The sequence below is a fragment of the Gemmata sp. SH-PL17 genome (assembly GCF_001610855.1).
In the GTDB taxonomy this organism is placed as follows: domain Bacteria; phylum Planctomycetota; class Planctomycetia; order Gemmatales; family Gemmataceae; genus Gemmata; species Gemmata massiliana.
Genome location: NZ_CP011271.1, coordinates 871,852 through 896,036 on the forward strand (window position 1 = coordinate 871,852; position 24,185 = coordinate 896,036).

The 24,185-nt window shown below is 65.0% G+C and carries 17 protein-coding genes; 9 read left to right on the forward strand and 8 right to left on the reverse strand.

Annotated elements, in window-relative coordinates; all coding sequences use genetic code 11:
• Positions 1–78: 78 nt before the first annotated feature.
• Positions 79–1,401 carry a DUF1552 domain-containing protein gene (locus VT84_RS03530; protein WP_082838533.1) on the forward strand — a complete coding sequence of 441 codons (1,323 nt, stop codon included), beginning with the start codon at positions 79–81 and terminating at the stop codon, positions 1,399–1,401.
• A gap of 558 nt (positions 1,402–1,959) precedes the next feature.
• On the opposite strand, the gene VT84_RS03535 is transcribed toward VT84_RS03530, so the two are convergent.
• A complete protein-coding gene (locus VT84_RS03535) occupies positions 1,960–3,360 on the reverse strand; it encodes a TIGR01777 family oxidoreductase (RefSeq protein ID WP_162271576.1) in 1,401 nt (466 codons plus the stop codon).
• Between the two features lie 137 nt (positions 3,361–3,497).
• Between VT84_RS03535 and hutH the strand changes: the two genes are divergently transcribed.
• Positions 3,498–5,009 (forward strand): histidine ammonia-lyase, encoded by a 1,512-nt coding sequence (hutH, locus tag VT84_RS03540; protein ID WP_082838535.1) that lies wholly within the window; start codon positions 3,498–3,500, stop codon positions 5,007–5,009.
• Here hutH and VT84_RS03545 read toward each other — a convergent pair.
• On the reverse strand, positions 4,996–5,841 hold the full coding sequence (locus VT84_RS03545) for a hypothetical protein (protein ID WP_082838536.1): 846 nt from the start codon (positions 5,839–5,841) through the stop codon (positions 4,996–4,998). The genes hutH and VT84_RS03545 overlap by 14 nt on opposite strands.
• A 122-nt stretch (positions 5,842–5,963) precedes the next feature.
• Between VT84_RS03545 and VT84_RS03550 the strand changes: the two genes are divergently transcribed.
• Positions 5,964–6,707, forward strand: a complete 744-nt coding sequence (locus VT84_RS03550; RefSeq protein WP_082838537.1) for a YebC/PmpR family DNA-binding transcriptional regulator — start codon at positions 5,964–5,966, stop codon at positions 6,705–6,707.
• An 11-nt stretch (positions 6,708–6,718) separates the two neighbouring features.
• Here the strand turns inward: VT84_RS03550 and VT84_RS03555 are convergent, their stop codons facing one another.
• Positions 6,719–8,659 (reverse strand): adenylate/guanylate cyclase domain-containing protein, encoded by a 1,941-nt coding sequence (locus VT84_RS03555; RefSeq protein WP_082838538.1) that lies wholly within the window; start codon positions 8,657–8,659, stop codon positions 6,719–6,721.
• A gap of 119 nt (positions 8,660–8,778) precedes the next feature.
• Here VT84_RS03555 and VT84_RS03560 point away from each other — a divergent pair, with 119 nt between their 5' ends.
• The gene (locus VT84_RS03560) at positions 8,779–9,960 is read left to right on the forward strand and encodes a patatin-like phospholipase family protein (protein WP_162271577.1); all 1,182 of its coding nucleotides are present in this window, start codon (positions 8,779–8,781) and stop codon (positions 9,958–9,960) included.
• A gap of 181 nt (positions 9,961–10,141) precedes the next feature.
• Here the strand turns inward: VT84_RS03560 and VT84_RS03565 are convergent, their stop codons facing one another.
• The 3 genes from VT84_RS03565 to VT84_RS03575 all read right to left on the reverse strand — a co-directional run bounded on the left by VT84_RS03565 (position 10,142) and on the right by VT84_RS03575 (position 15,922).
• Complete coding sequence (locus VT84_RS03565; protein ID WP_082838540.1) at positions 10,142–10,540, reverse strand: hypothetical protein; 399 nt, start codon at positions 10,538–10,540, stop codon at positions 10,142–10,144.
• 44 nt (positions 10,541–10,584) lie between these two features.
• Positions 10,585–14,991 carry a tetratricopeptide repeat protein gene (locus tag VT84_RS03570; RefSeq protein WP_082838541.1) on the reverse strand — a complete coding sequence of 1,469 codons (4,407 nt, stop codon included), beginning with the start codon at positions 14,989–14,991 and terminating at the stop codon, positions 10,585–10,587.
• A 103-nt stretch (positions 14,992–15,094) separates the two neighbouring features.
• On the reverse strand, positions 15,095–15,922 hold the full coding sequence (locus tag VT84_RS03575; RefSeq protein ID WP_082838542.1) for a hypothetical protein: 828 nt from the start codon (positions 15,920–15,922) through the stop codon (positions 15,095–15,097).
• 482 nt (positions 15,923–16,404) lie between these two features.
• Between VT84_RS03575 and VT84_RS03580 the strand changes: the two genes are divergently transcribed.
• Positions 16,405–17,427 carry an XrtA system polysaccharide deacetylase gene (locus VT84_RS03580; RefSeq protein ID WP_239465656.1) on the forward strand — a complete coding sequence of 341 codons (1,023 nt, stop codon included), beginning with the start codon at positions 16,405–16,407 and terminating at the stop codon, positions 17,425–17,427.
• Positions 17,428–17,533: 106 nt separating this feature from the next.
• On the opposite strand, the gene VT84_RS03585 is transcribed toward VT84_RS03580, so the two are convergent.
• Positions 17,534–17,929, reverse strand: a complete 396-nt coding sequence (locus VT84_RS03585; RefSeq protein WP_082838543.1) for a PEP-CTERM sorting domain-containing protein — start codon at positions 17,927–17,929, stop codon at positions 17,534–17,536.
• A 314-nt stretch (positions 17,930–18,243) separates the two neighbouring features.
• Between VT84_RS03585 and VT84_RS03590 the strand changes: the two genes are divergently transcribed.
• From VT84_RS03590 to VT84_RS03600, 3 genes are all read left to right on the forward strand, one after another.
• Entirely contained in the window at positions 18,244–19,893 is a 1,650-nt protein-coding gene (locus VT84_RS03590; RefSeq protein WP_082838544.1) for a BBP7 family outer membrane beta-barrel protein, read from the forward strand.
• Positions 19,894–20,169: 276 nt separating this feature from the next.
• Entirely contained in the window at positions 20,170–20,763 is a 594-nt protein-coding gene (locus tag VT84_RS03595) for a hypothetical protein (protein ID WP_157469163.1), read from the forward strand.
• On the forward strand, positions 20,760–21,077 hold the full coding sequence (locus VT84_RS03600; RefSeq protein WP_082838546.1) for a hypothetical protein: 318 nt from the start codon (positions 20,760–20,762) through the stop codon (positions 21,075–21,077). Before VT84_RS03595 ends, VT84_RS03600 begins: the two co-directional genes overlap by 4 nt.
• Positions 21,078–21,149: 72 nt before the next feature.
• Here VT84_RS03600 and VT84_RS03605 read toward each other — a convergent pair whose 3' ends face one another.
• Positions 21,150–22,721, reverse strand: coding sequence for a sigma-70 family RNA polymerase sigma factor (locus VT84_RS03605; protein WP_052553367.1), 1,572 nt, complete (start codon positions 22,719–22,721; stop codon positions 21,150–21,152).
• A gap of 969 nt (positions 22,722–23,690) precedes the next feature.
• On the opposite strand from VT84_RS03605, the gene VT84_RS38060 reads away from it, so the two are divergent.
• Positions 23,691–24,170 carry a hypothetical protein gene (locus VT84_RS38060; protein WP_157469165.1) on the forward strand — a complete coding sequence of 160 codons (480 nt, stop codon included), beginning with the start codon at positions 23,691–23,693 and terminating at the stop codon, positions 24,168–24,170.
• Positions 24,171–24,185 lie beyond the last annotated feature (15 nt).

The window sequence follows — 24,185 nt, forward strand, 5'->3', positions numbered from 1 at the left end:
CCACGCTTAACCCGCGTGGATGTTACCTCGCCCCGCATGCCACACCCACCCAATACTCACCCGCCTCGGAGCCAAGCCATGTCCCTCACCCGCACCCGGCGCGAGTTCGTGCGCGACCTCGGCATCAGCGCCGCGGCCGTGCCGTTCCTGCTGAACCTGCCGAGCCTCAGCTTCGCGAACCAGGCCAAGCGGAAGCAGCGGATCGTCTTCATCTTCAGCCCGAACGGGATCGTGCCCAAGTCGTTCTGGCCGGACGAAGAGGGCGCGAAGTTCACGCTCAAAGAGATCCTCACGCCGCTCGAACCGTTCAAGGACAAGATGCTCACACTGCACGGCGTCTGCGACCGCATCCGCGGCGACGGCGACGGCCACATGCGCGGCATCGGCTGCTTGCTCACGGGCATCGAGCTGTACCCGGGCAACGTGCAGGGCGGGTCCGACACGCCGGCGGGCTGGGCGAAGGGCATCTCCATCGACCAGGAGATCAAGAACTTCCTCCAGAAGGACGCGGCCACCAAGACGCGCTTCGGCTCGCTCGAAATGGGCGTGATGGTCCCCGACCGCGCCGACACCTGGACGCGCTGGAGCTACGCGGGCGCGAACAAGCCGATCACCCCGATCGACGACCCGTACCAGATGTTCAACAAGCTCTACGGCCGGGCGAAGGACAACGAGGCACTCGCCAGCGTCCTCGACGACATCAAGGACGATCTGAAGAAGGTCGGCGACAAGGTGGGCGCGGCGGACAAGCGCCTGCTCGACGAACACGCCGCGTTCGTGCGCGACATGGAGAAGGAACTGAAGGAGCAGAAGGCCGCGGCGAACGTGGGCCACGCGGTGCCGAAGCTCGAAGCCGGCATGAAGAAAGACAACGACAACATGCCGAAGATCAGCAAGGCGCAAATCGACCTGCTGGTGAACAGCTTCGCGGCCGACTTCGCCCGCGTCGCGTCGTACCAGATCACGAACTCGGTGGGCGGCGCCCGCATGAAGTGGCTGGGCGTGGAGGAGGGGCACCACGAACTGTCGCACGAGCCGGACACGAACGAAAAGGCCCAAGAGAAGCTGGTGAAGATCAACAAGTGGTACTGCGAGCAGGTGGCCTACCTCGCCAAGCGCCTGGCCGAAACACCGGAACCGGGCGGCACCGGCAGCCTGCTCGACAACACGCTGATCGTGTGGACGAACGAGCTGGGCAAGGGCAACTCGCACACGATGGATAACATCCCGTTCGTGATGGTCGGCGGCGGGCTGGACTACAAGATGGGCCGCTCACTGAAGTACAACAAGGTGCCGCACAACCGCCTCCTGATGTCGCTCGCGCACGGCTTCGGGCACAACGTCAAGACGTTCGGTAACCCGAACCACTGCGCCGCGGGCGCGCTCACCGGCCTCGCGTGAGACGAGTAACGGGAAGCCGTTCCGCACCCACAACGCCGACCAGTGGTCGGCGTTGTGCTTTATGCCGGCTGCTTTGTGGCGAGCGGCCGGTTTGTCAGCGGTTGGGGCGAACGGCCGGTGTCAGCCGGCCGGTGAAATGCTGCAAATGGCCTGTCGGTTCTTGATCGTGTTGATCCTGTAAATCCTGTCCAAAACTCTTCGTGGTTCTCACCGGCCGGCTCACACCGGCCGTTCGCCTGGCCACACAATGCCGGCCGGGTCGGAGCGTTTACTTCCTGACCTGGAGTGTGGAAGGCTGTTTCCAGCACCGCTCTCGTTTCATTTGGCACCTGAACCGCGGTGGCACCACGATTGGCGGGGTAGCACCAGACCGCCGCGGTTCAGGTGCCCCAAATGAAACGAGAGCGGTGCTGGAAACAGCCTTCCCCACGACGCACGGACCGGCAAGCGCTCGGAGCGACGCAACATCGCCCCCGTGCAAAGTACGGAGCTAAACGCAACCGACCCGACCGACGCCAGTACGATAACACTCGCGCTCGACTCACCCAACACAAAACACTATCGCCCGAGCAAGAACCGCAGCGCGGGCTCCAGGTCCGGGTGATCGAACGTGAAGCCGTTCGTGGCGAGTTTCGCGGGCCGGGCCTTCATGCTCGCGAGCAGCGCGTCGTCCGCGACGCCCCCGAACACCGCCCGAAGCGCAACTCCCGGGAGCCAAAAGAACGCGGGGCGGCTCAGCACGCGCCCGAGCGTCTTGGTGAACGTGCGGTTCGTCACCGGGTTCGGCCCCACCGTGTTGACCGGCCCGCGGATCTCATCGCTCATCAGCGTGTGGTAAATCGCGCCGACCACGTCGTTCACCGTGATCCACGGCACCCACTGTTTCCCGTCGCCGAGTACCGCCCCTACGCCCATCTTGAACGGCAGAAGTTGCTTACCGAGTGCTCCACTCTTGGGGGAAATGGCGACCCCGATCCGCATGTATGCGGTGCGCACGCCGGCGTCTTGTGCCGGAACACAGGCGTCCTCCCACACCTTCGCCACTTGGGGAAAGAACCCCTCACCGGCCGGCGAACCCTCGGTCAGTTCCTCTTCGCCGCGGTTCCCGTAAAAGCCCACCGCCGACGCACACACAAACACCTTCGGCCGCCGGTCTAATGGGAGAGCGGCGATAGACTGAGCGATCGCCCGCGTCGGTCCGGTGCGACTGTCGAGGATCTTCTGCTTCTTGGCGTCGGTCCACCGCCCCTCGGCCACGTTATCGCCCGCGAGGTGAATCACCGCGTCGACGCCGTCGAAGGTGTCCGTCGCGAGGGGCTGATCCGGTTTCCACGCCACCCACTTCGTGCCGTCGTCGTAGGGCGGCGTTGCGTCCCCCGTGAGTAAACGCACGACCTGGTGTCCGCCGGTCGTGAGGAACGGGACCAGTTCGGAGCCGATCAGCCCGCGCGACCCGGTTACTGCGATCGTGAGACGCGGTTTGTGGGCGAACTTCGCGTGCCGGCGCAGATCGCTCGCGGTGATGAAGTGCCGGTACGCGAACATCGCCGCGAGCCGCTCGCGCACTATTCCGCCCGCTAGCGCGCGCCCCGCGATCCCCAGCGGCAGACGGTACTCGATTGTGTCTTCCAGAACGGAAGTGCCCGCATCGCCGGGAACCATCAGGTGCGTGTGGTGCCAGGACGCAAACGGTCCTTCGAGCGCGCGGTCCTGGAACCGCAACCCGGGCTGGAAATCGAATGCGTCCGCGACCCACGTTCCCCGTAGCGGCCCAACGGTTCTGGTACGGATCGTAATGCGGAACCCGTCCTTACCGAACGTCCCCTCTTGCTTGATGATCCGGGCGTCTTCCCACGGCGGCTGAAGGCGCTGGAACGCGAGCGGGCGCGCGTGCCACGCATACAATTCTTCGGCCGACACCGGCATCGGCGATCGCAGGGTGAACGTCTCGTTGGGCATATGTACCTTCATCAATAAGCCGGGCAAGAAGAAGTTCGACAGGATCAACAAGATAAACAGGATTAGAACCGTGACTTCTTGATCCTGTTCATCCTGTAAATCCTGTCAAATACTCTTCGCTCTTACCAGGAACCGCAATGAGCGCCCCGCGAATCACCGTCCGCAATCTCCATGCCGACCTCGCGGCGAGCATCGGGCACTTCGCACGCGATACGTCCGCGGTCGAACGGAGCCGGGCGCGCGTGGAAATCGCGCTCGCTGATGGCCACCCTCATTACGGCATCAACACTGGCTTCGGTGTACTCGCGAACAAGCGCGTCCCGGACGAACAACTCGCGGCCCTTCAGCGAAATTTATTACTGAGCCACGCGGTCGGCGTGGGCACCCCGGTGCCGCCCGAAATCACTCGTGTCATGCTCCAGTTGAAGGTTCACGCACTCGGTCTGGGTTACTCCGGCGTATCGCTCCCGGTGTTCCGCCGGCTCGTCGAGTTCGACCAAGCGAACCTCCTTCCCGTGGTCCCGAGCCGCGGAAGCGTAGGGGCGTCCGGCGACCTCGCTCCCCTCGCGCACCTGTGTTTGCCGCTCATCGGTTTGGGCGAGTTCTGGGACGACGACCGGCGCGGGTACGTCCCCGCAGCCGACGTACTTCGCGCACGCGACCTTGAGCCGGTCGCACTCGCGGCAAAGGACGGGCTGGCACTCATCAACGGCACGCAGCTCATGGCCGCTTACGGCGCGTGGATTTTGGAACGGTGTTCGCGCCTCATAGATTTATTCGATCTCGCCGCCGCAATGTCGCTCGAAGCACTCCAGGGGAGCATCGCGCCGTTCGACTCGCGCATTCACGCGATCCGCCCGCACCCGGGGCACGGTGTCGTCGCGTCTAACGTGCGGTTCTTGTTGCAAGCGAGCGAGATCCTGGAATCGCACCGCAATTGCGGGAAGGTGCAAGACCCCTACTGTCTGCGGTGCGTGCCACAAGTTCATGGAGCGAGCCGCGACGCGCTGAACTACGCAAGTGGCGTTCTGGAAACCGAGATCAACGGCGTGACGGACAACCCGCTGGTGTTCGAGGCCGGCGACATCGTGAGCGGCGGGAACTTCCACGGCCAACCGCTCGCGCTGGCACTCGACTTCGCCGCGATCGCACTCGCGGAGTACGCGAGTATCTCCGAGCGCCGGATCTATCTCTTGCTCGAAGGGCACGACGGTTTGCCAAAGTTGCTCATGCGCGAAACGGGCCTCAACTCCGGGTTCATGATCCCGCAATACACGGCCGCGGCACTGGTGAGCGAAAACAAGGTGCTGTGCCACCCGGCGAGCGTCGATTCGGTCCCGACGAGTCTCGGTCAGGAAGACCACGTGAGTATGGGGAGTATTTCCGCGGTGAAATTGCTCGCGGTGCTGAAGAACGTGGAAACGGTGCTGGCGATCGAACTGCTAACTGCGGCCCAGGCGCTCGACTACCGCTCCCCGCTGCGCCCCGGGCGCGGGGTGGAATCCGCGCACCGGCGCATCCGCTCGGTCACCACACACCGTGAAACCGACTATCTGTTCCAGGACGACTTGCGCCGCATTACGGAACTACTCGACGACCGCGCGCTCTTGGATGCGGCCGGTCTGCGAGAGGGTGCTACTGCACCTTGAGTAGCGCGTCCCAATCTTTAGCAGACAATACCTTCATCACAATCCGATCGAGTCGATCGAGGTCTTCGATTGTAGCCAATTTGTTCTTCTGTTTCTCTGTCGGTGCACCGAGTTTAGTCGATCCCTGTCTCAAAATCAGCTCGCGCATGTGCTTGACGGCGCCTTCTTCGAGGATCAGTTGGTAGGTTCCCGACTCTTGCATGGCAATCACCTTGTTGAAGATACCTCGCGCGAACTCGGGTGCGATGTGCATCGCGCACAAAATATACGACGCGGTGAGCAACATCCCCGCGTCCGATTTGGCTTCGCGCTCGGCCCGTGCCGCAATTTGCTCAACGACACCCCGAAGCGCCTGTTCACGAGACTTCCCGGGCGGAGGTTTACCCAAAACGGCGAGTGGTAGGAATCCCACACCAGCCTTCAGTAAATCCTCTGCGGGCAGTTCCCACGCTCGCACGGTCTCGAACCGGAACCGAAGCTCACTAGAACCCGGGGCCGGAGCGTATTCGACTCCGCTTATCGGCCCGCTCCCGACCGCCTTCGAGCGGAGCAACACAACGATCGAACGAACCGGCAACCCGGTGTGGTGGTGAGCCAGCACATTGTACAGCAACATGCGCCGCGCCAGGAAGTCGTCCGGCCCGCTCTCCACGTCAATGTGAACGACCAGATCACCGACCTTGAGAAGCGTATCGGCTGATGCGGTCACCGTAGACAGATCGGCCGACAGAACTTCGGGCGGGTCCGTGACCGGCACACCGAGTTGAGTGAGCCAGTCTTCCGGATAGGAACTGATGAGCTCCTTCAACGTCGCGTCGAACGGTTTGGGCATGAAGCGAGTTTACCGTACCGCTGAAGGTTTCGATACTCAACACCCACCCGCACCCGTGCACGCCACACCACGAGACGGCTGCTATACTGTTCCACTATCGAGTTAACCGAGAGGTTTGGGATATGGCAGGCCACAGCCACTATAAGAACATGGTCCGCCACAAGAACGTGGTGGACGCCAAGCGGGGCAAGCTGTTCAGCAAGCTGAGCCGGTACATCATCATCGCGGCCCGCGCCGGCGGCGGCGACCCGACAATGAACCTGAAGCTCCGCTACGCCATCGACAAGGCGCGCTCCGTTTCCATGCCCAAGGACAACATCGAGCGGGCCATCAAGCGCGGGACCGGGGAAACCGAAGGTTCCAGCTTCGACGAGATCATGTACGAGGGCTACGGCCCCGGCGGGGTCGCGGTGCTGGTCGACGTGCTGACCGACAACCGCAACCGCACCAACGGCGAGATCAAAAAGATCTTCGAGCGCGCCAACGCGAACGTCGGCGTCCCCGGAAGCGTCAGCTACATGTTCGAGCGCAAGGGGTTCTTCGCGGTCGAGGCCGCGAAGCACGCGGACGAGGACGCGCTGATGGCCATCGCGCTCGAAGCGGGTGCGGACGATCTAAAACGCGAGGGAGACGTGTTCGAGATCACCTGCGATCCGTCCAGCTTCACGACCGTGTTCGAGGCGCTCAAGGCCGCGAACATCGAGGTGGCCGAGGCCGAAGTGAAGTACCTCCCGAAGATGCAAAAAGAGATCGACGTGGAGACCGGCAAAAAGGTCATCAAATTCATCGACGCACTCGACGATCACGATGACGTGCAGAACGTCTACACCGACGCAATGCTCACCGAAGAAATGGCCGCGGAGTAAGAGCGGGAGCCTTACCCCTTACTACCCAGCGGTATCACCCCGTCCCAACCCGGGGGCGGGGTGCGGTTGTTTTTCAGGATGAACTCCGTCAGCACATCTTTTCCCCGATCGTCTGGCGGAACGCGGTGCAGGTGTTTGTAAGCCGCGTTCCAGTCCCCTCGAAGAAACGCATCGAGTGCGGCATCGTAAGCCGCGAGGTCCGCGTCCGAAAGCGCGCCTTCGGTTGCTTCTGCGCCCGGGGCAGGAGCCGGCGGAATCAGTTCCGAGACGACGAGCGGCGTTTCTAAACCGTAGGGCCGAACCTTCACCATTCGGCGCACGCGACCGACGTCGTGCGGGAGCTTCTCGCGGACCGCGTCGGCGGTCGGTTCGTCAATGAGGATCGGTACGCGGAGCAGTTTGGTCATGTCCTGGAGGCGTGACGCGAGGTTCACGACCGGGCCGAACACCGTCACTTTAGCTTGTTCCGGCGTGCCGATACCGCCCGCCACCGCGCGCCCGCTCGCGATACCGATACCGACCCGGAACCCGTACAGCGGGTGCCCCGCGTCGCGTCCGACGGCCTCGAACGCGGCGCGAATTCCCAGCGCCGCGCGACACGCATACTCCACCTTCCCCGGCTGCTCCAGGGGCCAACCCCAGAAGCCCATCGCCGCGTCGCCGAGGAAGTCCGCAATGGCCCCGCGGTGGCTGAGGATGTTCTGCGTCATCAGTCCGAGAGCGGCACTCACCCGCGTGAGCACTTCGAGCAACCGGTCTGCTCCCTCTTCCACCTTGCGCGAGAACCCGCGGAGGTCGCAGAACAGCACCGTCACGTCGGCCTCACGCGGTTCGAGCGCACGCGGGGCGTCGCCACCGGAGAGCACGTTCATCACTCCTGGTGAAAAGAACCGCCGGAAGACGCCCTGACGCTCTCGGAGTACTTGTACCTGCCGGAGCGCCCCGAGGATGTCGCCCACGAGTTCCGTGAACTTCACATCGTCGCGGAGTTCGTTCGATTCCCACGGCGCGAGCAGCGTGGCCGGCTCCGCCCCGTTGAACCGCCCCGCCACGTACAGCCCCCACCCCGGGCACGCATCGCAATGCACCGGCGTGCAGAACGCCCAATCGAACCGACCCTGGAGCGTGAACGGATCGTCCCTCAGTGAGCTACCCGGTGTCGCCCCCCATACGTGGAGCACTGTTTGCTTCTGTTCCGCGACCGCGGCCGTGACGAGTCGCTTGCTCGGCTCGAAATCCCCCTCGCCCGAGAGACGCCGGTCCCAGTGCAACAGTTTCAGGCGCTCGTGGGCCGCGTCCGCGCCGGCCGGGAGCGAGACGATCGCGACCGCGTCCGCCCGGCGAATCCCCGCCAGGAGCATGTCCACGAGCCGCCGGAGGAGGTCCGCGTCGTCGGTGGCGCTGGAGATCACGTCCGGGAGTCGGCTCAGCACGTCGAGCCGGTGCGGGGCGTCGCGGAACGCGAGCCGGTCGAGTTCGTGGTGCGCGACGGTCCGCATGTCCAAAAGCGGGGGCTCGTTCCCGGGCGAAACCGGTTCATACGCGGCGTCACCGAACGTGAACGTGGTATGCCCGATCACGAACGAGCCGCCGGGGAGCAGGTCGAAGTGATCGACGGACCGGCCCGCGTGGAACACCGGGTTGGACGCCCCGATGATCTTGCGCACCTTGAGTTTCGCGCCGCGCGCGGTCAGTTCCGCGTGGCGCCGCGCGAGAAACGGTTCCCACGGCACGGCCCATTCGGGCGAATCGCGCCCGAGAACGACGGGAACGTCGTTCGGCAGTACGCGGCGCCAGGAATCGAACGGGGTCGGACCTTGTGCGATAAGAATCATTGCGCGGAACGAGAGGGTGGCACGCGGGCGAATGGAGTGAGTGTACCACTTGGGCCTCCCGGTGCCCGGCCCGTTCTCCAGCTTACCGCGCCGGGGGAGTTCGCCAAAACGGGCCATTTGACGCTTGACCGGGCACACGGGTGCTGTTATTTCCGCCCGGCTCAGGCCGAACAGACTTTGGGGGTGGCATGGGAACCGGCTCGTGCGAGCGACGGGGGTACGCTCGAAACGTGCACTTGTTCGCACTGATGACAGCGCTGGTGCTGGCGGTGTTGGTCGGGTGTACCGGTCCCCGGGTTCAGAACCCGGTCCCGGACGCGCTCGCGACGAAGGCCTGGACCAACGAAAAACCTTCCGCCGACTACCACGACGCCGATGCGGACACGGTGGCCAGCCTCGCCACCGCGCTCCGGGGAGCCGAACCGGTGCCCCCGCCCGCCGCGGAGAAACCCAAGAACATCCTGTGCGTGTCCGGCGGCGGGAAGTACGCGGCGTTCACGGCCGGTGCGCTGTGCGGGTGGACCGCGTCCGGCACGCGCCCGGATTTCGACGTCGCGACCGGAGTGAGTAGTGGCGCGCCGACCGCGTTCATGGCGTTCCTCGGCCCAAAGTACGACGACGAACTGGCCCGCACCTTCCTGAACCTGAACCGCTCCGACCTGTTCCGCTGGCGCCCGGTCCGCGGGCTGCTCACGGGGCGCGGGCTGATGACCTCGCACCCGCTCGAAGACCTGCTCGACAAGCACCTCAACGACGCGGTGATGGCCGACCTGTGCGCGGCCCACAACCAGGGGCGCCGGCTGTTCGTCGCCACGTCGAACGTGCTGTCGCACCGGCTCGCGATCTGGGACATCGGCGCGATCGCGTGCTCCGGGCGCCCGGACGCGAAGGTCATCATCCGCAAGGCGATCCTCGCCGCGTGCTCGATCCCCGGACTCGTGCCGCCGGTCGAGTTCGACGTGACCGTGGACGGCGTGCGGTACAAGGAGCTGCACGCCGACGCCGGGAACCTGACGCAAGTGTTCCTGCGCACCGCCGGCCCGATCCCGGCCGGCTCGAGCGTGTGGGTTCTCTCGGCCGGGAAGACGCACCCGAACCGCGCGGAAAAGTGCGCCGGCATCTTCGAGACGATGGTGACCGCGGTTTCGACCACGCTGTACGCACTGTTCCGGGCCGACATGGTGAAGCTGTATGCGTTCTGCGGCACGACGCGCTCGCGGTTCGGCCTCATCGCCCTCCCGGACAGCTTCCAGGGCCGGTCGAGCAGCATGGTGTTCGACCCGGAGGAATCCCAGCGGATGTACCTAGTCGGGTACCAAATGGGGTCGAGCGGGTCGTGGGACGTGCTCCCGCCCGACACCGCGCCCGGCTCGGTCAGCCCGCCGCGCGCCGGGCTGGAGTTCACCACTGGGAAGTAGAAGGGGCTGCGGCCGAGCCAGTGCGCCAGGAATTGCGCTAGCGCGTCACCCCTGGCCGCTCGCTATCGCCCCTATCGGGGCTAGAAAATCACCTTTTTGTCTGATCCGCGTAATCTGCGTGATCCGCGGCTCTTCCTTCCGCTTCTCGCACGGTGGCCGCAGCAACGAACCCGAACCGGAATTAGGCGAGCCCCAAGTCCTTCACCAATCGCGCCGAACGAACAACGTCTTTCTCATCGAGACTACCTGCGCCCGCGATGCAGACGCGCACCCCGACAAAAATCTGCGCCTCGCGCCACGCGCGCCCGGTGCGCTCGGGCGGGAGTTCCCATTCGGAGTGGTAACGGGCCACGTGATCGACGAGATCCCAAACGGTGACGAAGCCGTCCGGCAAGAACCAGTGGCCCTGCTCGAACTCCAGCGGTGGAATGTCGCACGCGAGGCGGCGCTGGATCGCGGTCCACTGCCGAGGGGTAATCGGGGCGGCGAATTGCTCCTCCAACCCGGTCACCGTGTGGACCGGTCGGAAACAGTAGCGAGCGGCGTGAATAGCTGCCGCGACCTCATCGAGAACGCGCATACTTCGCTCTCCGTTCGTGTGACGGGAATCTGCGAACTGTCGCGTTACTCTACCGGGAACTTATACTTCGCCAGTAGCGCCCGGTACTTATCGAGTTCGATCGGGTGCAGGGCGTCGGCCGTCAGCCCGGCATCACGCGCCTTCCTGAGTTCCCCCACCGCCAGCGCACGGTTCGCTTCCAGCTCGTTGAGGTCATACGCCCAGGCCAGGTGGAAGTGGTACGTCGGGCGGTCGAACTGAACGAGGGCCATTTCGAGATCCTTGATCGCCCCCTCTGGTCGGCTGCTCACGAGGTACGCGACTGCCCGGGTGTCGAGGAACGACGGGACCGGTCCGCGGATCGCGATCAGGTCCGTCATCATCTTCACCGCGTCGTTCGCCCGGGCCGGCTGGTACAGCGCGAGGAGCATGCACAGGTTGTTCACAACCATGTCGTTGCTCCCCTTCGGACCGGCGACGCGCGCGAACGTGGCGACCGCGCGCTCGTACTCCTTGATCGCGTTCGCGTACTCCCCGCGTGCGTCGAACAGTTCGGCCTTCGCCCCGATGAGCGAGGCTTCCACTTCGAGGTTGCCGGCCGCTTTAGCGAGAGCGCCGTCGAGCCACTTCTCAACCTTTGCCTCGGTCGTGGCGTCCGGGCGCTTCACCCGCACCGCTCCGGTGAGTAGCCGGGCCGTCAGCGCGACAGGCGCCTTCGGTTCGTGTGCGAACGCGAGGTCGATGGCCCGCTCCGGCTGCTTCTGCCGGACGTACAGGATCGCGAGCGCCTGGTGCGCGCTGGGTGACGAGTTCTCCGCGAGGTACTTCTTGTAGAGGGACTCCGCGTCCGCGATCATCCCGAGTTCCTCGAAGAGAGGACCGGAACGGAGCGTTGCGCTCGCACCCGTGTCCCAACCGGGAAATTTCTGGATCGCACCGCGAGCCTGTTCGAGCAGGCGCTTCGCCTCGTCCGGCTCCAATATGGCCCGGTCCTTGCACTTACGGTACAGCACCCTCGCCGTCTCGCGTGCGGCCTCCCAACTGTTCGAGTAGTTCCCCCGCAAGCGCTCCAGTGCGGCCTCCGCAAGGTCCACGCGGTTGAGCGCCAGGTACACGCGAACGTGCGCGGCCAAGTGCTCGGGAGTGACGCCCGGGCGCAGGCGTGCAGCAAGTCGGAAATACTTTTCCGCCTGAACGAACTTGTCCCGGCCCTGGTCGAACGCGAGCCGCCCGAGCAGGTAGAACTCCTCCGGGGCGAGGTCGCCGCGATCACCGTAACCTCTCAACACCTCGACGCCCTTTTCGCGCGTGACCGGGTCAAGCGTCCAAATCACGGCCCGTGCTTTCACGTCTTCCGGGTCGTCCGCGGCGACCGCCAAGTTGCGCTCGATCAGGTCCAGTGCCTTGCCCCGCAACGTGTACGCATCGGAGCGGCTAATCATGGTCATCGCGAGGTGCCGTCTGGCCCACCGCGCCACGTCCGGTGTGGTCGCGTCCTTCGCCCGGTTCAGCAATTCCTCGGCCCGCTCCATTTGCCCGGTGCGCTGGAAGAACTGGACGAGTTGTCGCGTCGGGTTGAGATCCCGCGGGGCGATCTCAACGGCCGCGTTGTAGTAAGCGAGAGCAGGTTTCAGATCGCCCACCACCTCGTGCAAACTGCCTAAACCGATCTTGAGTTCGGCCTTCCCTTCGGTCGTCGGGGGAACGGGGGCATTCGTGAGCGCTTTCTCGGCCTGTGCGACCGCGCGCTTCGCGTCGTCGAGCTTGTCGGCGCGGATCAGTTGCGAAACCAACCCGCCCCACGTTTCGGGCAACTGGTCGTTCAGTTCGACCGCCCGGCGAAACGCGACCAGCGCCTCCGCGTCCTCGCGGATCGTGGCCAACAGCGACCCGCGGAGCAACTGGAGTCGATAATCCTTGCTGTCGACCGGAGCAATGCGATCGATGGTCGGGCGCGAGTTCTTGGGTAGTTCTTGGGCCAGCAGCAGGTTGCGGATCGAGCGGTACCGTTCCAGGTCGTCCGGGAGCCGGATCTCGGTACTCAGCTTGTTCAGCGTGCCGACGGCATCGTCGTCCTGCTTCTTGGTGCGGTACAGGTCCACCGCCCGGCGGATCACGAACTCCTGGCGCTCGCCCTTCTTGATGGCTTCCGTGTAGTTCGTCAGCGCCGCGTCGTTCAGCCCCTCGATCATGTCGAGTTCCGCGAGCGCCACGAACACGCGGCCCCAACCCGGGCGCAAGTCCCGCACGCGCCGGGCCAGATCGCGCAACTCCCTCACGGCTGCTGTGCGCAGAGGGCTATCGGCCATCTTGCTGACTTCGGGCAACTTGATGGCGATGTGCCCCAGCGCGCCGACCGGACCGTCCTTCCCCTCGACCTCAGCAATGTCCCGGAGCGCCCGGGTCACGACGTCCATGTTTCCGCCGGCAATACCGTGGTCGAGTAGCGCCGCGTGGCACGTCAGATCTTTCGGTTTCAGGTCCGCCGCCGCCCGCAGGCACGTGATGGCAACCGCGCGAAGCCCCTGCGCTTCGGCCGGTTTCTGAAGGTCCGCCACCCGACCCGCGACCTGACCCAATCCGTACCAGAGCCGAAACTGCTCGCTAGGCGGGAACTTCGCCGCGCCAGCCCCGAGCGCTTCAAACTCGTCGGGGGCGGGCACCTTCGGGCGCGCGGCGAGCAACCCGGCGCGGGCCAGCCGGAAATCGACCGCGTCGCCGATCTTGCTTTCGGCCTCGTCGAGCACCGAGCGGGCGGATTCGGTCCCTCCGCCGTCCTTGACCCGCGCGAGCGCCACGAACACACTGGCCGCCTTCGCGTGCTTCGGGTTCGCGTCGAGCCACCCGCGCAACAGCTTCGCGGCCTCGGCGGGTTGGTTACGGGCCACGAGCGAATCGGCTTCGAGAACGTAAATCTCCGCAGCGCGCCCCTCGACCGGGCCGAGGCTCTCCTGGAACCGGCTCCAGTTCCGTACCTCGGCCTCGACCGGTTGGCCGAGCACGTCGAGGAGTTCGAGCCGCACCAGTTCGGGCCGGTAGTCGAACAACTGGAAGGCGCTCACGAGGGTGCGGTACCGGCGCAGGGCGGCCTCGGTTTTGCCCATCTTGGACAGCGCTTCGGCCTCGCCGATGATCGCGAACGCATAGTTCGGGTCGTCACCGAGCGCCTTCTGGCAGTATTCGAGTTGCTTGTCCGGGTTCTGCACGTTCGCGTAGCACGTGGCCAACCCGACCATCACTTTCTTGTGGAACGCGCGCACGCTCGCGACCTTCGGGGCGGCTTCTTCGAGCAGTGGTTGAGCGGTTCGCCAGTCCTGTTTGATGAGCGCGAGGCGCCCGCGGTAGTACGGTACCAGCACCTTGTGCGACGGCTCGGCCGCGAGCTTCTCCACCAGTGCGGCCGAGTCCGTCTGCTCGCCCAGATCGATGAGCCGGTCCACGATCATCGCGAAATCGGGGTCCACCTTCGGGAACAACTTGGCGGTCGCGCGCAGGAGCTCGATCCCCTCGGCCTTCTTGTCCTGCCGGGTCAGCACGTCGGCGAGCAGCGTACCAGCGGCCAGGTTCTTCGGGTCGCGTTCGCGTGCGCGGCGCAAGTACCCTTCGGCCTCCCGGAGCTTGCCCGGCGCGTCCTGGATCGTCTTGATTTCGGCCACCGCGAGTTCCGCGGCGGCGAGGAGCGCGTCCGGGTCATCGGCCCCGCCGGGGGCCTTCAGCGCGTAGGTGATGTTGGTCCGCGCGTTCTGCAACTCGCCCAGGAAGCGCTGGAATTGGGCCACCGCGACGCGGGCCGCGACGTCGTTCTCGAACCGGGGGCTGCGCAGCAGTGTTTCCAGTAACCCGGCGATGTTCGCATTTTTCTGGTCGGACGCGCTCGCGAAGTTCAGTTCCAGCGCCCGCTTGTATACTCGCACCGGCGCCGTTCCGGTCTTGATGGCCGCGTTCAGGTACTCGATGGCCTTTGTGAGATCGCCCAGGCCCTGTTCGCACGTCGCGGCCAGCTCCAGCAGTTCGATATCGGATTTGTGCCCCCCGCCGGCCGCGAACAGCATCTCGATGTGCTGCCGGGCGCTGGTGAACTTGCCGCTCTTCACGTACAGTTCGGCCAACTGCCGGCGCTCGGTCGCGTGCGCGGGGAACGCACGCAGAAAGCCCTCGACCCCGGTCACCACGCGCTCGGCTTGAACGGGATCGGTTTCAGCTTTCCCCTGCTCGAACAGTAGCGCAACGTATTTCTGGTACGCCGATTCGTCGGTCGGTCGGAACTTGAGGTACTTCGCGTACAGCGCGATCACTTCTCCGCGCTTCGCGGAATCGCTGCCGATATCGGCCTCGGCCCGCTCCGCGGCCTCCCTGTAGACCGAAACCTGACTTTTGATTTGAACCCGGTGAACGGCGAAGACGGCCCCACTGAGAACGAGAAACACGGTGCAGACGATCAGAAGGCGCTTCCAGTACAGCGTTCGACGCACAGGCGTGATCCTCGGTGGGCGGCCGGAAAAACGAAAACGGGGCAACAATTGTTGCCCCGTCCAGCGTAGCACACATTAATCGTGACGAAAACCCGGCGCGCGGTCAGGTCGCAGCGCGTTTGCGGAGCGTGCGGCGCAGCCCGAACAGTGGCAGCGCGACCAACCCAAGGACCAGGCCCCCCGGTGCCGGAACCGCACGGGTGGTCGGGTCCACGCGGGCACCGGCCGAACCCGTGAACGTGCTGTTCGGGTCGATCGAGCCGTTCTGGTTCTGGCTCACCGAGATCAGGATCACTTGCTGGATCGCGTAGGGCGTGTTCAGGCCCGAAACGTTCGCCGACGTGATGCGGGCGTTCGTGGGGTCCGAAGGCAGCGAGTCGGTCGCGACTCCGGTCGGACCGCCGAGCGTCGTGCCGTCCGCCAGCGTGCCGGTGTTACTGGCCGCGACGGAACCGGAGGCCGTGGGGTCGTAAATGCGGCTGAACGAATCGACCTGGATGCTCCCGCCCGCGAACCCGAGAGCGACGCCGGCACTGTTCTGGAGCACAGCGGGGGCACCGTTACTGGTGTACTTGTCGTCGGTCACGGTGATCCGGAGCGTGTGCCCCTGGGTCGGGTCGAAGTTGCTCGTGAACCCGGCCGTGAAGCTGGTCGAGAGCGAAGCGTTCAACGTGCCCAGTTGACTATTCGTCCCGGTCGTGCCGCTCAGGGTGAACTGCCCCGTGGGGCTGGAGTAACTGAAGTTTTGGAAGAAGGTCGTCGCCCCGGTCGGGCTACCGACGGTGTAGGCGCTGCTCCCGACAACGGTGCTGCTCGCGTTGAGTTCTTCAACGAGGATCTGGACTTCGGCGCTCGACCGAGCCGGGGCGAAGCCGATCACGGCGGCGGCCGCGCAGCCCGCGACGATCCACCGCAACTGACGCTGAAGCATAACGGGCAGCTCCTATTGGAGACCGAGTGGGCGTAACAGTCCGAACTCCGCGGGTCGCGATCCGATGCTCCTTGATGGAGTTCGGTCCGTTGGGAATCGAGGGGCGTTCCCGAGCAGGCGCGTTGCGCGGATTCCGCAACCTCTTGCTAAGAAAGCGAGAAGGCACCCGCGCTGTCAACCCGATTCCGCACACAACCGAGAATTTACTGTGCAATCTCAATGCCGGTCGAACTGACCGAGCCGTGTGAACGTAACTGCTGCTGGACGAGGAGTTTCGCGTATTGGAAGCAGCAACGTGAGCTAGTCAGGTCACTCTCTGCCACTCGGTAGTACTTACTAAGGTAGCGAAGAGCTTACACGACGATGCGAAACCTTTACGGTTCGGCATTTCCAAGACCCGTCTTGAGTCGAACTCCCAAAAAGTGCTACCCTTCAGCGCCACGCCCTGCTGAACCCGTCCGGCTTCCCGTTGGAAGACCGATATGAGCGCAATGCGAGAGATCGTGCAATCGCCCTACCGCCCCCTGGGGGCCGCGAGCGTGAGTACGGGTACCAGTGTCCCGACTCGCTCCGGACACTCCCCGGCCGTTCGCGTGGCAAACGTCATCAGCTTTGATGTCGAAGAACACGACCGGATCGAGGCCGCGGTGGGGCTGCCGTGCTCCCCGGAACTGAAAGCGAACTACGCGGCCCGAATGGAAGCCGCCACGCGGCGCCTGCTCGACCAGCTCGCGGCAGCGAAAGTCACGGCCACCTTCTACATCGTCGGCGAGATCGCCCGGAACCACCCGAAGCTCGTGCGCGACATCTTCGCGGCGGGACACGAAATCGGATCGCACAGTTGGGACCACCGCCGCATCCACCAGTTCACGCCGGCGAGCTTCCGCGAAGACCTGCGTAAAAGTAAAGACATCCTGGAACAAACGATCGGCGCAACCGTATTCGGATTCCGCGCACCGACCTTCAGTTTGATGCGCGAGACGTGGTGGGCGATCGACGCGCTCGCCGAGTGCGGCTTCGAGTACGACAGCTCCATTTTCCCGGTGCGCCACGACCGCTACGGGCTGCCGACCGCGCCGCGCGTGCCGTTCGTTGCACAGGGCCGCGAGCGCGAGATCCTCGAACTCCCGCCGCTGACGTACCGCGTGGCTGGGATGAACCTGCCGGTCGCCGGCGGCGGGTACTTCCGCCTGTTCCCGCTCGCGGTGATGCGTGCGGGGCTGCGGCAGGCGGCGCGCTCGGAAGTGCCACAAGTGGGGATGCTGTACTTCCACCCGTGGGAGTTCGACCCGGACCAGCCGAAGCTCCCGCTCGGGCGCCTCGCGCGCTGGCGCACCTATGTCGGAGTCGGGCGCACAACGGACCGACTCGCGCAACTCCTGGGCGAGTTCCGGTTCCGCCGCGCGATCGACACCGTGCGCGAACTTCGCGCGAACAGCGACGATCTGCCGCGGTTCCAGGTCGATGCGACTGATTGTGAACCCCGACCGCAAGGTCGGGGGTAACAGCCAAAAACCAGCGCCACCGTCGGTCCTAACAGTCCGCGCCACCCCCGACCTTGCGGTTGGGGTTCGCCATTTAGGGGCCGAGGTTTCTTACTCCGGCTTCTTCTTACTCCGGCTTCTTCCCGTCGCGCCGGCGGAACCCGTAGCCCGCGGCCGCGGCCAGCCCAATCACTCCACCCACGATCGTACCCGGCTCCGGCACCCCACACGGCGGGGGCGGGCACGTCGGCGGTACGATCACCGGCGGCGGCACGACCGGCGGCACGATCACCGGCGGCGGGGGCGGCGGCACGAACGGCGGCGGGCTCACCGGCGGTACCACAATAATGGGCGGCGGGCTGACCGGCGGAACCACCGTGACCGGGGGGCTGCCCCACACCGGCGGGAAGAACGCCTGTGCCGACGACGACCACACCGCGAACGGGACCGTGGTAAGCGTCACGGTCACGGCGGGGATCAGTTGCTTCATCTTCTTCTTGAGTCGCGTGCGCCGAGTTGCCACGATCGCCCTCCTTGGCATCTTCCCCGAGAAGCTTCAGTTTGTGCGGCTTCTGACGCTTACTTCGGTCCGCGTACCGGCGCCACTTCAGCCATTCCCCCCGAGTAACGCGGTCCCCGTATCTGCGCTCCCGGCGCGGGTGAGTACGAAGGCGCGCGAAAATCCGTTGAGTCCGGCGCGCCGGGAAAAGAAGTTGCGCCGGACGGCCAGTGAAGTTCCGTGTGGCGCGGGAATTTGGCCGAATGAGAGATGTGACGTGACGCATTCCGGGCGGCAGGAAACCGACCCGACAAGCGTGTCAGGGAGGACCACTTCACATGCGCCGCATTCTGCTCGGCGGTCTGGGAATCGCGCTGGGCGTGTTTGCACACCCCGCGTTCGCTCAGCAGCCGGCCCCGACTGGTACGAAGAGCCCGCGCGCCGCAGCGTTCGGGCGCCCGAGTGCGATTCCCGACCCGCAACCCGATTCGGGCATCACGCAGACCGGGTTGCGCAACATCACATCCCGGCCGACTACGACCAGCGTGCCCGGCAGCTACCCCCCGAGTAGCTCCTACGCGCCCGGCAACTTCGGTACGCCCACACCGGTCATTTCGCAGCCGCCCACGGGCGTCGTGATGGGCGAAATGCCGATGACTCAGCCGATGACGCCCGGCGCTCTGACGCCGCCGCGTGCCGTTCCGGGCACACCGAGCATCACCGAGTCGCGCGACCCGACCGGGCGCATCCCCACGGGCAGCCTTTCGAGTGAGGGCGTCGTGGTTCCGTCCGTTGTGCCCGGCTACGACTGCCCGGTGGGGACGGACGATCCGTTCTATAACGCGAACCAGCAGCACGGCCCCTTCGATCGCCTGGCCAGCACCCGAAGGTCGTGGTGGTTGACCTCAGAAGTGCTGCTGTGGTGGAACCGCAGCAGCCAGGTGCCACCGCTCGTGACCACCAGTTCGCCCCAATTCAACGGCATCGTCGGTCAGGGCGACACACGGGTGCTGCTCGGCGGGTCGTTCGGCGACACTTACCACGTCGGCGGGCGCATCGGGGCCGGCTACTGGTTCGGCGAGAACGAGTGCCGCGGGATCGACGCCCGCGTGTTCTGGGTCGCGCCGACCACGGCGACGTTTTCGGCGAACACCAATCAGTTCCCGCTCCTGGCGCGGCCGTTCTTCAACATCAACGGCACGCTCTCGGACCCGAACTTCCCCTTCGGCCAGTCGTCGGAAGTGATCGCCGGTCCCGGCGTCGCGGTCGGCAGCGTGACTGCCGCCATGAAGAGCACCGTGTGGGGCGGGGAACTCAACTACCGGCGCTACCTCATCGGGGACTCGACCGCGCGGATCGACCTGCTCGCCGGTTACCGCTACTTGAACGTCACCGAGCAACTCACGATCACCGAGCGGTTCGCGCGCACCGCGGACTCGGATCCAAACGTCGGCATCCCGGCAATTTCAGGCGTGATTAACGACTCGTTCCGCACCGAGAACCAGTTCCACGGTGGTCAGATCGGGATCACCGGAACGTTCCAGCGCGGGCGCTGGTCGCTCGATCCGCGTGCGACGGTCGCGTTCGGTACGGTTCACCAGACGGTGGAAATTAATGGCTCCCAGGCGCTGACGTTCGCGAACGGTCTGACGACCACGACGCCCGGCGGGTTGCTCGCCGTGCCCGGGGCGAACATCGGGCGCTTCAGCCAGGACAAGTTCGCGGTCGTGCCCGAAGTCGGGCTGAACGTCGGGTGGCAGGCCACGGAGCGCCTGAAACTGTTCGTCGGGTATAACTTCCTGTACCTGAGCAGCGCGGTGCGCCCGGGTGAGGCGATCGACACCCGGCTCGACGCGGCCCGCGTACCGAACCTGCTCCCGCCGGGGTCCGGGGCGCCGCTGGTCAGCCCGATCCGTCCGCAGCCGCAATTCAGCACGAGCGGCTACTTCATCCAGGGCATCAGCTTCGGCTTCGCGTTCAAATGGTGAGCCAGTAGAAAGGTTCGTCACCCGGCCCTCTCCCAATTGGGGGAGGGCCGGTGCATTTCATCTCCCGAGCAGCCGCCCGATAGTTACTTGCGACAGCCACACTTTAAGAAATCCCCGATCGCGCCCGAAACGGTCTTTACACGCGCGGTTCTCATTGGCATAAGCCGCCCACTCACTGCGAATAGTCACCCGCTGAAGACGTGCCGTTGGGGAACGCGCGGATCACGGGCTGCCGCTCGAGCCGCGCTTGCGGTACTGCGGGAAATGGGGGGAACCATGAGCCGACTACGGGCTTGGGGGGTCGCCGCTGCGCTGGCGGTCGGCACAACGACGGCGACACCGGCGATCGCGGCCGATAACGGGTCCGCGACCGATACGCGGCCGTGGTACAAGAAGGTCTTCAGCGCGCCAAAACCGACCGGCCCGACGGTTCGCAGCGGACCGGTTATGGGTGGTCCGCGCCCGGCGGCCCCGCTCCCGCCGGACGTGGTCCAGGGGGCCGTACAAGCCGAGGCCGAGGCCCTGCTCCGCCGGCTCACCGTCTGCACCGAACTCCGCCAAGCGGCCCTGGAGAAAACTCCGGTCGACGAGGCGCTGATGCGTCAGGTCGACGAACTGGAACGCCAGGCCAACGCGATCTACCAAACGCGGGTCGCGGCACTCGGCGTGTCGAAGAACACGAAGGCCCCGCTGCCCTCGAACAGCGTCGCATCGTTCGATCTCGCTCCGGAGAAGCCGCTCGACGCGAAAGCGGCAGCGGCGAAACTGGTCGCCCCGGCCGCCCCGGTCCCGGTATCGGGTACCGCCGCAGTCGGCGGAACCTCGGCTCCCGTGCGTCCCACTCAGGAAGTTCGGGAGGTGAACCCGTGAAATCGCTCCTCTTCACGCTGGGCGTGTGCTTGCTCGCCGGGTGCAACACGTTCAAACCGGTTGGACCGTTCGCCAAGGACGCGCCGCTCTCTCAGCAGGGCAAGCCCCTCGCAAGTGTGCCCAGCATCGACCCGACGCCGCCTCCGGCTATTGCCCCCACGCCGCCGACGATGCTCGTCGGGCCGAGCGACGTGAAGGCCAATCCCCAGGAGGCCGCGAACAAGCTTTCGAGCGAACTGGGAATCGATAGCAAGCCGTCAACGACTGGCCCGGTCACCGTCGAGGTGTCGCGCGTTAAGGGCGGGATCAAGTAAGTGATGGGTACGAAAAACGACGCGGCCGGAGAGAAGCACTCTCCGGCCGCGTCGTTCGTTTATTGGTCCGAGTTATTCGTTCTCGTCGGCGAACTCTTCGAGCCGGCACGAGCGCGTCGGCTGACGGAGTTTCAGCAGCCCGCGTGCCTCGATCTGGCGAATGCGCTCGCGCGTGATGCCGTACTGTTTGGCCACTTCGTCGAGCGTGCGCGGGGTGCCGTCCTTCAGACCGAACCGCAGTTCGATCACCTCGCGCTCCCGGGGTGCCAGACTCTTCAGCACTTCGCCGATGCGTTCCTTCAGCAGATTCGCGTCGACGTGCTCGCCGGGGTTCGGGATCTGACCGTCGCTCAGGAAATCTTCGAGAGCGCGTTCGCCCTCTCCACCAACCGCGTCGTTCAAACTCACCGGGTGCCGGCCGACGATTCGCAAGCTGCGAGCGTCTTCGGGCTTGATGTCCAGCGCCGCGGCCAGTTCCTCGGTGGTCGGCTCGCGACCGGTTGCGGCCGTGAGTTCCCCTCGCGTCTTCTCCATACGCGACAACAAGCTGATCTGGTGGCACGGCACGCGGACCGTCCGGGCGTTGTCGTGCAGTGCCCGGGTGATCCCCTGCCGAATCCACCACGTCGCGTAGGTGCCGAACTTAAACTCCAGCCGCCACTCGTACTTGTCCACGGCCCGCATCAGCCCGCGGTTGCCCTCTTGAATGAGGTCCGAGAACGGCAGCCCGCGGTTGCGGTAGTTCTTGGCGATCGAGACGACGAGCCGGAGGTTCGCTTCCGCGAGTTCCTTCCGCACCGCCTGGTACGCCAGCCGCCGCTTCCGCAGCACGCGGATCAGCGCCGCCAGTTCGTCGGTCGTCATCGACGCACCGCACTCGGCGTCGCGGAGCAGTTTGGTTTGTTTAATGCGGTCGGCCGGGCACCCGACTTCGCTCTGCGCGATCGCCAAATGCTTCAGTTCGTCCGCGAGGTCGTTCAGTTCGTCCGTCCAGCGCTCCAGAAGCTCCGTTCGTGGCGACAGTTCGCTCACGAGTCGACGGCACTTGGCGAGCCGGTGGAACCGGTCACGCTGCCACGCGCTGTGGTCGCCGCGGAACTCGTCCCGCACGCCGGCCGCGAACACCACGCTGTCTTGACCGAGCAGCACGCGGAGCGTCGGGAGGTCGGTGCCGAGGCGTGCAAGAATCTGCGCCCGAGTGAGACGCAGGTCCGCGGAAGAGTAAGCGTCGATGTTCGGGTCGATGGGCGTTTGGCCGGCCGCGATCTGCTCGAACTTCTCCAACACCCGGACGAGCAAACGCGGGCACAATAGTGCCGCACTGCGGAACCGGTTCCGGTGGTGCTCCAGGCGCTTCGCCAGTGCGAGTTCCCGTTCGCGGTTGAGCAGCGGAATGGAACCCATCTGCCGGAGGTACAACCCGAGCGCGTCGTCCGGTCCACCGGCATACTCGTCTTCGCTCGCGGCCTCGCTATCGCCACTCGCCTCTTCTGGTTCGAGTGCGGTATCCTCGTCCGATTCCTCACTGTCGTCGGCCAAATCGTCGTCCGAATCCTCGCGCTCGTCCTGCGGCACACGTTCGTCGTGTGGCAGTTCGTTCACGGGTTGGTCGTTCAGTTCGTCGTTGTGCGTCATACGGTTCATATTTCAGTCCGTTCCGTCCGGTGAACCCCGGTCGGCAAAAGTCGTGTGCGTACCGTATCGCGATACGGGTCTACCGGGGCCTGATCGCTCCGAGTCCCGTGCCAACGAATTTGTCTTGATGGGGGTCTCGCGCGTCAGTGGTTCCGGACACTGGCCCGCGATGGGAACAACAGCTTAGGTCGCGATTGTGGGCGGAACAACCCGCCCCAGAATTTCGACGGTCCCGAAGAACGAAAGGTTCACGGTTCGCGCCGATTCCGTTCGATCCCTCAGTATTATACCCGACCTTCCAAGGCCGGGCGCAGATTCGGCCGGTAAACTTTCGCCCCCTTCACTAATTACACTTCCGCGCAAACCGCGTGCCCAAATCTACTGGCGCGATCGGGACGAACTCGGTTCACGCTTCCCCGGGAGCCAATTACGACATTGCGCAGTTCGTTACAGATGGTCCCGTTCAACGTGCTCAACGAGTCAGTAAGTTCACGTTCCGGAGAGGTACTCATTTCCTAAAACGTCCCTGTGGAACGAATTGGGGCAGAAATCTCTGGTTTTCGTCGGGAATGGCTCTCATTCCCCGTGTCTCCGGGCGCGCCGCTCGTGATCTTCCTCACCGGCACGGGCGGGACCGCGGAATGGGCCGACCGCGAAACAGGTTGGTCGGAACTCGCCCGGCGCGAAGGCTTTGCGCTCGCTGTTCCGGAAGCACTTCCCCCGGACCCGACTAAACCGCCGTCATTTCTTGCGAATCCGCAGCGCTGGAACGACGCTTCTGAAGCGAATAACAAACCGCGAGCAATCGAAGACTCAGGCACCGAATCTTCTTCTAATTCCGACTCGCCCTTCGCGCCGCGTTCTTCGGCTTTACCGGACGATGTTCGTTTCCTCACAGCGGTCATGGACGACGCGATAATTCGTCTCCGCGCTGACGCGCGCAACATCTTTGTAACGGGCTTCTCGAACGGGGCCGGGATGACATTTCGTCTCGCGGCAGAAGCGGCGAACCGTGTGGCGGCCATCGCCCCTGTTGCGGGATACTGCTGGCTACGCGACCCGCGCCCCGCTCGCCCCGTCCCCACACTCTATACCGTCGGCGCGCGTGATTTGTTGCTCCCACTCCGCGGGGGCGATGTGCGGTTGCCGTGGCGCAACCGACTCGTGCGCCGGCCGCCCATTACAGATACGCTCGAACGCTGGGCGCGGGCGCTCGGGTGCGCCGAAGCCCCCGTACTACAACAAGACGATCAGACAGTTAGGGTGGATCGCTACCGCGGACCGGTCGTCTTCGACGCGGTCACGGTCGAAGACCTCGGCCACCACTGGCCCGGGGGTGGAGCACAACTGAACCCGCGTGTGGCCGGACCGCCCTCGAACGCCGTCAACGCCACCGAGATGATCTGGGCGTTCTTCAAAAGTGTCATGAACACAGGCACTGGAGCCGCTCCCTTATAAGAAGCGGACTCCTCA